The organism is Streptomyces sp. NPDC060064, assembly GCF_042736455.1.
GTDB lineage: Bacteria > Actinomycetota > Actinomycetes > Streptomycetales > Streptomycetaceae > Streptomyces.
In genome coordinates this window covers 1-8,120 of sequence record NZ_JBHWWF010000086.1, presented here as the reverse complement: position 1 = coordinate 8,120, position 8,120 = coordinate 1, and the positions used below count along the sequence as shown (strand labels likewise).

The following is an 8,120-nucleotide window of genomic DNA, read 5'->3' as shown; positions in this document are numbered from 1 at the left end:
GAGCCTTCAGGACTTGCTTGAGCCGTATGCGCGGATAACGTGCACGTACGGTTCTGAGGGGGCGAGGGCGCCGAAATGCGCCCTCGCTACCCGACGGTATCGGTTCACGTCCCAGGGCCTCGGCATGAAGGCGCTTTGAGGGGGTTTCGTTGTAACTGTCGTTGCTGGGTGGCTGGCAGGGCTTCGTCAAAAGTGCCACCTTGACCGGCTTGTTCGGTTCTGTGTCGTGCTGTCTGCCCGCGTGAATGAGTCAGGCACGGGTTTCCAAGATCATGTAGGTCTCTACGCCACATGACCGTTTGGGAACACCGTTGTGACGACGATCGTTAAGTGGCCCCTCCGATCGATTGTTGGCCCCGTTGTGGCCTGAGCCGTCATTTTCCGATCATGTAGCGAGATCTTGCCCCGCCGTACCCGCGTGGCTGCTGCGCTGGAGTCATGTACGCGGATGCCGGGGCTGTGGTGTGTTCGGGCCGGTGCGGGTTGGAGGAGCTGATCGCGCCGTACGCGGTGGCCGAGTCCGTACGCGGCCGCCTGTCGCTGAGTGAGGGCTGGACCCGCTCGTGGACCACCTCTTGGCGGTTCGAGGGGGGTGAGGTGGTCTGGCCCGTGCGGGACCTGGCGGCGGTGCCGATGTTGTCGTCGCAGCCGGTACGCCGCTTCACCTGGCGGGCCCGCCAGCGGCACCGGCCGGGTCTTCAGTTCATGGTCTCCACCGGCCGCCATCACGGGTTCGAGTCGCTGGAAGAACAACGGCTGTTGCTGGTTCTTGACTTCTTGCAGGTGCAGGAGGTGCTGCCGCAGCCGTTTCGGATGGAGTTCGCCCATGACCAGGGCCGCAGCGAGCACACGCCGGACTTCCTCGCGGTGATGGCGGACGGCTCTCGATGGCTGTTCGACGTGCGTCCCGGTTGTCTGGTCAAGGAGGCGGACGCGCTGAAGTTCGCCGCGTCCGTGGAGGCGGCGTTCTCCTGTGGCTGGCGGTATGCGGTGGTGACCGGCTGGTTGCGGCACGTGCTGTCGGTGCTGGACGCGTTGTCGGCCCAGCGCCGCCGCCTTGATGACCCCCTCGGTCTGCAGGCGGAAGTGATGGCCGGGACGGCAGCGGGCCCGGTCGCGTTCGGCGAGTTGGTACGCCGAACCTCGCTGCCGGCGGTGGCCCGCGCCCATGCCTTGCATCTGCTCTGGCACCGCCGGCTGGGGGCCGATCTGGGCCGCCCGCTGGACGACGACTCCATGGTCTGGCCAGTTGATGAGGGAGCGGGGTCATGACCGACCGGGCAGGTCTGCTGGAAGTCCGGGTCGGTTCCCGGTTGCGCTTCGACGGCCTGGACTGGAGCGTTTCCGGGATCGAGCCACAGTTCGGGCGGGTGCTGCTGCGGAGCGAGGACGGCCGGACCGAGCAGCGTTCGTTCCGCTGGCTGATGCGGCATCCCGACTGCCGGATTCTTCCCGCGGCCCTTGCAGCGAGGACTGCCGACCGGCAGCCGCCGACCTTGGGTGATCTGACGAAGGGCCAGCAGGACAAGGTGAGGCTGCGGGCCGCGCATCTGCTGGAGGCGGAGACCGGTTACCGCTCGGGTGATCCGCGGCGGGCTGAGCCGGGCGAACCGCGACCGGCCTACGATCCGGCTCGCACCACGCTGGGCCAGCGGCGCCGGGCGAAGGTCGCGGAGATGAACGCGCTCGGGCGCGAGGAAGCGTCGGTGCTGGGGCTGGACCGCTTCAGCGAGCGCACGCTGAAGCGGATGGCCGCCGCCTGGCGCAAGGACGGGCTGCTGGGCTGCGCGGACGGCCGGTGGCTACGGGCCTCGGGCGGCAGGCCCAGCATCACCGAGGAAGTGTGGGAGGCGATCTTCGCCGTCCGGGACGAGACCCTGCAGCGCTCCCGGATGAGCATGCGAAGCCGCGAAAGGCTGATCCACCAGTACCTTCACGAGATATACGGGCCGGACGTGAAGGTACCGGGCTACGACACGCTGCGGGCGGTCTGGCGTGAGTGGTTCGGGCCCGGGGGCGCCCGTCAGCGGTATGTCCGCTCGGCCGCGCGGAACGAGACGTCCACAGCGCGGATGGTGGTGCACCGGCCCGGGCAGGTGGTCGCGCTGGACACCACGGTGCTGCCGGTCAAGGTCCGCGAATCGGTGTTCGGTGAGCCGGTATCGGCGCATCTGACACTTGCGTTGGACTACTCGCACTCGCTGGTGGCCTTCCGCCTCACGCTTGTCTCCGACACCTCGGTGGACGTGGCGATGCTGCTGCGGGAGGTGATGATGCCGCTGCCGTTGCGGGCCGGCTGGGGCGAGGACATGGAGTGGCCCTACCCCGGCGTCCCGGCCGCGGTGGTCGCCCAGTTGGCCGGGCACCGGGCCGCCGCGCTGCCGTTCGTCACCCCCGAGACGGTCACCACCGACCACGGCGAACCCTACAAGAACCACCATCTGGTGGAGGCCGAGCGCACGCTGGGCTGCAACGTGCTTCCCGCCCGCACCTTGCGTCCCACCGATAAACAAGCCGTCGAACGCGCATTCGGCGGAATCAGGAGCCTGCTGTTGGAGGTGCTGCCTGGCTACACCGGCGTCGACGTCGCCGACCGGGGCGCCGACCCGGAGGGCAACGCGGTGCTGACGCTGGAGGCGATGGAGCATCTGATCGCGACCTGGACCGTGAAGGTGTGGCAGAACAGGAGACTGGGCGAATTGCCCCGGCCTGGGGACCGGGTGAGGAGCACAGCCCCAACACGCTGTTCGCCGCCGCGATGCACCAGGGCGGCTTCGCGTTGCAGATCCCCAAGCCGGAGTTGTACTACAGGCTGCTGCCGCCGCACTACGTGAAGATCCACGCCCGGCGCGGGGTGAAGATCGGCGGACTTTGGTACGGCAAGGACCACCCCGCCCTGCGCGAGCGCTGGGACCAGCCCTCAGAGGCCGTTGTTGAACCGGACGTGATCGTTGAGTTTCCGCTGCTCAGGCATGGTTTCGGTCGAAGTGAGGGATGGTCTCGGCGTTCTGTGTCCGCTTGGTCGTCGAGGGGTGCGCGGTGGCGTCGATGCTGGGGTTGTTGGAGGCGCGGGAGACGGCTGCCCGTGAGCGGGTGGAGGATCTGCGGGAGGAAGGCGGCCCGTATGGCCGTGGCGCTGGTGGCCGCCGAGATCGAGTGGGACCGGCGGGTGATCGCCCGCGAAGAACTCGTCGACGCCCTGGCCGCATCCGCCGAAGAGACCACGGTCGTGGCGGAGGCCGAAGGAGAAGAAGCGCCTGCTCCTGCGCCGGTGTCCGCGTCGGTGCCGGGAGCGATCGTGCCGCCCTGGCGGGAGGGTCTGTCGGTGTCGGTGCTCTCGCTGGACAACCAGCGGATCCTGAACGTGCTTCAGGACGGGCCGGACCGTGAGCCGGTGCGGGCCAAGGACATCGCGGCGGCACTGGGCATCGACAACACGGTCGCGGCAAAGGTCGAAGGGGTGCGGTCGAAGGCCAAGCGCCTGGGCGAGCGTGGGTGGTTGCTCCAGGAGAGTCGGGGGCGTTCAGCGCCGGCCGTCGGCTCGTGGCCTCGCCAGCCGGCGGCTCATCCGCGTGATCATCGAGAACAGGATCATCGCCTCGCTGGTCACGGTCAGCGTTTCGTAGTCGCGGCACAGACGCCGCGAGTGCATCAGCCAGCTCAGTGTGCGCTCTACCACCCAGCGTCTCGGCAGCACCACGAACCCCTCCATGCCGTCGGTGCGCTTGACGACTTCAAGGGCGAAGGCGAGCTTCTGACGGCACCAGTCGACGAGTTGGCCGGTGTAGCCGCCGTCGGCCCAGACCAGGGTGATGTCCCGGTGCAGCCCGCGCAGTCGCTGAAGCAGGGGCACGGCCGCCTCGCGGTCGCCCACGTTCGCGGCGGTGACCGCGACGACCAGGAGCAGGCCGAGACAGTCCGTAATGATGTGCCGTTTGCGGCCGTTGATCTGTTTGCCGCCGTCGTAGCCGCGTGAGGTGGCGGGCACCGAAGCGGCCCCCTTCACTGACTGTGCGTCGATGATTGCGGCCGTCGGTTCCGCCTCGCGCCCTTCGCGCTCGCGGACCCGGCCGCGCAGCCGGTCGTGGAACTCGGTGATCAGCCCGGTCTGCAGCCAGCGGCGGAAGAAGGCATAGACGCGGTCCCAGGCGGGGAAGTCCACCGGCATCGACCGCCAGGAGATCCCGCCCGCGACCAGGTAGCGGATCGCATCCAACATCTGGCGGTGGCAGTACCCCTCGGGCTGCCCGCCACGGCCCTCCAGCCACGCCGGGGTGGGCAACAAGGGCCGTACCGCCGCCCACTCCGCGTCACTCATATCCGACGAGTAGCAGCGTTCCCTCTCCGGATGATCGGCCGCGTTGCCGTACACGTGCGCGAGGCAATCGCACGACACAGCAGACGAGTTGAACTCGACGGGCGCGGGCGCGTACAACAACGACACAGGGCCTCCCGGTGTTGCTCGGTTTGGGTTCGCATCCCCGAGCTACCGAGAGGCCCTGCTCTCATGCGCGTACAGCCGGAAGATCACCCGACCAGGAACCCTGTTCGACCTGCACGTTCCATGATCGGTACGACAACGGCTTCTTACCCGACCTACTCGCCCACCGCCGCCCCGCTGATCGTGGCCCGGTTCACCAAGAACCAGTGCCGCCCCTGCCCGGCCCGCACCCGCTGCACCACCACCGCCGACAACGCCCGGACCGTGGGCTTTCCCCCACGAGAACTCCGCGACCTGCAACTCCGCGTCCACGCCGAGCAGCAGACACCCGACTGGAAGACCCGCTACGCGGTCCGCTCCGGAGTCGAGGGCACCATCAACGAGTTCGCCCCACGGGCACGGAATGTGCCGCTGCCGCTACCGAGGACAGCCGAAAGCCCACCTGCAACACGTACTCACGGCCATCGCCGTGAACATCGAACGACTCAGCGGCCAGTCAGCGACGGAGGAACCCTCTTCGCCGAGACCGCCGACCGCCTTCCAGACCTTGCTGGACCAGAACGAGATCCCCCGGTCAAAGTCCTGGCGAACCCTCGGCAGCTGAGCCCGACCATCCAAGATCCCCGACAGAGTCAAGCCTAGGCGGCTGCGGGCGCAGAACAAACGACTGCGCGAGGTCAACGGGGTGCTGAAGTCCGCGACGATTTTCTTCGCGGGGGAGCCCGCACCAGCCACTTCGCAGCACTCGGCCCCGCCGAGCCGAAGCTCAGCGGGGCCGAGTAGGAGCCACCCGAATTAACCAACAGCATCTTCGTGGTTCCCCGGGGGCCCTGGTGGTGGGTGGGGGTCAGTCAGTGGCAGGTGGTGGGGGTGGTTGTGTGTTCGGTGGCCGGGTGGCGGGGGTCTTTGTGTCCGTGGCCGGGCCGGTCCCTGTTGACTGGTGTCGGGTCGGTGGCCTGGGCTTTCGCGCTGCGGCCTCCGGTCACGGTGACGGTGTTGACTACCGTGCACGGGGCTTTGCGGTTCACCTTCACCTTCAGCGTGATGGGCGGGTAGTGCCCGCCTGGTGGCAGCGCGTCCGTGCGGGTGCAGGCCAGGGTGGCCGTGTCGCAGTGCCAGCCCTCGCCCTCCAGGCCGGCGGCTCTGAGTCCTTGGGGCAGGCTGTCGGTCACGGTCACCTGCCCCCGGGTCGGGGCCTGGCCGTTGTTGGTGACCGTGATCGTGTACTGGCCGCGTCCGCCCCGGACGAACTCCCCCTGGTGGGTCTTGTCGATCTGCAACGACGGGCGGGCGAGAATGACGGGGTCGATGTCCTGGTCGGGTGTGCTGCCGCCGCCGCTCACCGTGACGGTGTTGACAAACGGCCCGGTGGCGTCGGGGTCGACCGTCACGAGCAGCACGAGGGGCGGGAAGGAATCTCCCGCTGCCACCGAGTCGGTGAAGGTACAGGTCAGGGTGGCCAGGTCCGGACAATTCCAGCCCCCGCCTCCCATGTTGAGGACCGTGAGTCCGTCGGGCAGGGCGGTGTCGGCCACGGTCACTGTCCCCGTCGTCGCAGCGTTGCCCTGATTGCTGACGAGGAACGTGTACACACCCGTGTGGCCCGGGGTGAAGTCCCCTCCGTGGGTCTTGTCGATCCACAACCACGGCGCGGGTTGCGCCGCAGCGTTGATGGTGACGAGGTCGCTAGCCTGTGCGCCGCTGCCACCGTTAGCCACCGTGGCGCGGTTGGTCGCCGGTGCGGATGCGGCGGGGTCCACACTCACGGTGAGCGTGATCGGCGGATAACTCGCGCCCGGCGCTAGTGGGTCCGAACGAGTACACGTCAGACTGTCCTTGACACAGGTCCAGCCGTTACCCGCCATGGTGTAAGGATGGAATTCTGGGGACAGATCATCAGTGACGGTGACTGTCCCGGACGTCGGGCCCGGGCTGGAGTTGCTCACGGTGATCGTGAACGGGCTGCCCAGACTGCCCGCGTTGAAGTCTCCTTGGGGGTGACTCTTTGTGATCAGCAATGACGACGATGCGGGCAGGATAGTAGTGGGGTCGCTGCCCGAGGCGGACTCTCGACTACTGCCGTATTCATCTCTGGTGCTCACACTGACGTTGTTGGTCACCTGTCCGGATGCGTTGGAGGCGACGTTCACGATCAGCGTGATCGGCGGAAGGGACTCATACGCCTGCAACTCGTAGTCGGGTAGATAGCAGGTCACGGGAGGGCCCACATCGCAGAACCTCCAGAAGCTCGTGTCCGTGCCCTCAAAACTGGCGGCGGTGAGCCCCTCGGGCAGGGGGTCCGTGACCGTAAAGTCCCGGCCAAACGAGATCCCCTGGGGGTTGGTGACGGTGATCGTGTACACGCCCTGACCGCCCGCGATGAAGTCCCCTTGGTGACTCTTGGCGACCAGCAGGAGGTCGGGCTGTCGTTTTTCGCCGGCCTTGTGGGCCTGTCGCTGACCGGCGGGAGCGTGCGTGCCAGCCGCGTCCGTGCCGGGGCTCAGGGCTGCGGCGGGAGGTGCGGCAAGCCCGGCCACGCCTGCGGCCGTCACGGCAAGTGCCGCCGCGACTGTTACCACACGGCGCCACAGCCGCACCCCCTTCCCGGCCCTTCCCGCCTTCCCCGCGCCGGATTGCGGGGGATCAAGCACTGTTTCCGTCCTGTCGCCTTTCTGGAGGGATCCATCGCACCAGCACAACAGGGCACATGAAAACACCTCAAACCAGTACATAGCGTCGGGAAGGTCGTGATCACCGGTGATTCCCCCGGGTGCAGTACCCGGCCGGTCCACTTGGCTCTGCACAACCCGGCCCTGCCCTGGGTGCAGCACCTGGGGCGGGGCGGTCGTCGCCCTTCTGCATGAGCTTCTGGGCAGGTAGTCCGGCGCGTATCAGGCTCGGCCAAAGCGTCCCCGACCGGTTTGGTAAGCGATCCACGCGCGGCGGGGTCGGCCCAGGCTTAAGGTTGTGGGGCCGCGCGCAAAGCGTGGTCCAGCGCCGACCGCGAAACGCGAGGCCGTCGCCCCTGCCCGAAGTGGGCAAAACGGCGCCGTAGTCACTGGGATGAGAGGTTTGTCGACGACGCTTGAATCGTGACCCAGTTCCGGCGGTTGAAAAGTGACCCCCGGTCAGTCAGTTGATGTTGGTCATTCCCCCGTGTTGGCCGCTGGAACCCGTCCGAGGTCGCGGCCGCGCATGCGGTAGCTGTCGCCCTTGAGGGAGATCACTTCAGCGTGGTGGACGAGGCGGTCGATCATGGCGGCAGCGACGGTGTCGTCGCCGAAGACCTCGCCCCATCGGCCGAAGGGCTTGTTGCTCGTGACGATCACGGACGCGCGTTCGTATCTGCCTGAGATGAACTGGAAGAACAGGTTCGCGGCCTCGGGCTCGAAGGGGATGTATCCCACCTCGTCGACCACGATCAGCGGGATCCGGCCGAGGCGGGTGAGCTCGTCACTGAGCCGGCCGGCTGCGTGGGCCTCGGCGAGGCGCGTGACCCACTGGGCGGCGGTGGCGAACGCGACCCGGTGGCCGGCCTGGCAAGCTCTGATCCCAAGCCCGGTAGCCAGGTGGGTCTTGCCGGTTCCGGGCGTTATCGCCGGTTCGTTCGCGATCTGAGCGTGTTGTTGCAGCTCAAGACGGTTCTTCGATCGATGGAGCGTGGTCAGCAGGGGCCGAT

6 protein-coding genes and 1 pseudogene are annotated in these 8,120 nt (G+C 67.7%); 4 read left to right on the top strand and 3 right to left on the bottom strand.

The features are described from left to right. The first annotated feature begins 609 nt into the window (after positions 1-609). Positions 610-1,272: a TnsA-like heteromeric transposase endonuclease subunit gene (locus ACFWDI_RS40445; RefSeq protein ID WP_385312048.1), complete on the top strand. Its 663-nt coding sequence runs from the start codon at positions 610-612 to the stop codon at positions 1,270-1,272. Continuing rightward, positions 1,269-2,834 (top strand): hypothetical protein, encoded by a 1,566-nt coding sequence (locus ACFWDI_RS40440; RefSeq protein ID WP_385312047.1) that lies wholly within the window; start codon positions 1,269-1,271, stop codon positions 2,832-2,834. The genes ACFWDI_RS40445 and ACFWDI_RS40440 overlap by 4 nt, the downstream gene beginning before the upstream one ends. Before the next feature lie 689 nt (positions 2,835-3,523). Here ACFWDI_RS40440 and ACFWDI_RS40435 read toward each other — a convergent pair. After that, complete coding sequence (locus ACFWDI_RS40435) at positions 3,524-4,318, bottom strand: IS5 family transposase (protein WP_385312045.1); 795 nt, start codon at positions 4,316-4,318, stop codon at positions 3,524-3,526. Positions 4,319-4,348: 30 nt separating this feature from the next. Here ACFWDI_RS40435 and ACFWDI_RS40430 point away from each other — a divergent pair. Beyond that, positions 4,349-4,765 (top strand): annotated as a pseudogene (locus ACFWDI_RS40430) (hypothetical protein); the annotation flags it as partial. A 79-nt stretch (positions 4,766-4,844) separates the two neighbouring features. After that, entirely contained in the window at positions 4,845-5,045 is a 201-nt protein-coding gene (locus ACFWDI_RS40425; protein WP_385312044.1) for a hypothetical protein, read from the top strand. A 247-nt stretch (positions 5,046-5,292) separates the two neighbouring features. On the opposite strand, the gene ACFWDI_RS40420 is transcribed toward ACFWDI_RS40425, so the two are convergent. Together ACFWDI_RS40420 and ACFWDI_RS40415 are read right to left on the bottom strand one after the other, a co-directional pair. Then, the gene (locus ACFWDI_RS40420; protein WP_385312043.1) at positions 5,293-7,233 is read right to left on the bottom strand and encodes a hypothetical protein; all 1,941 of its coding nucleotides are present in this window, start codon (positions 7,231-7,233) and stop codon (positions 5,293-5,295) included. A gap of 354 nt (positions 7,234-7,587) precedes the next feature. Then, positions 7,588-8,120: ATP-binding protein (locus ACFWDI_RS40415; RefSeq protein WP_385312041.1), on the bottom strand; the 533-nt coding region annotated here is incomplete at its 5' end.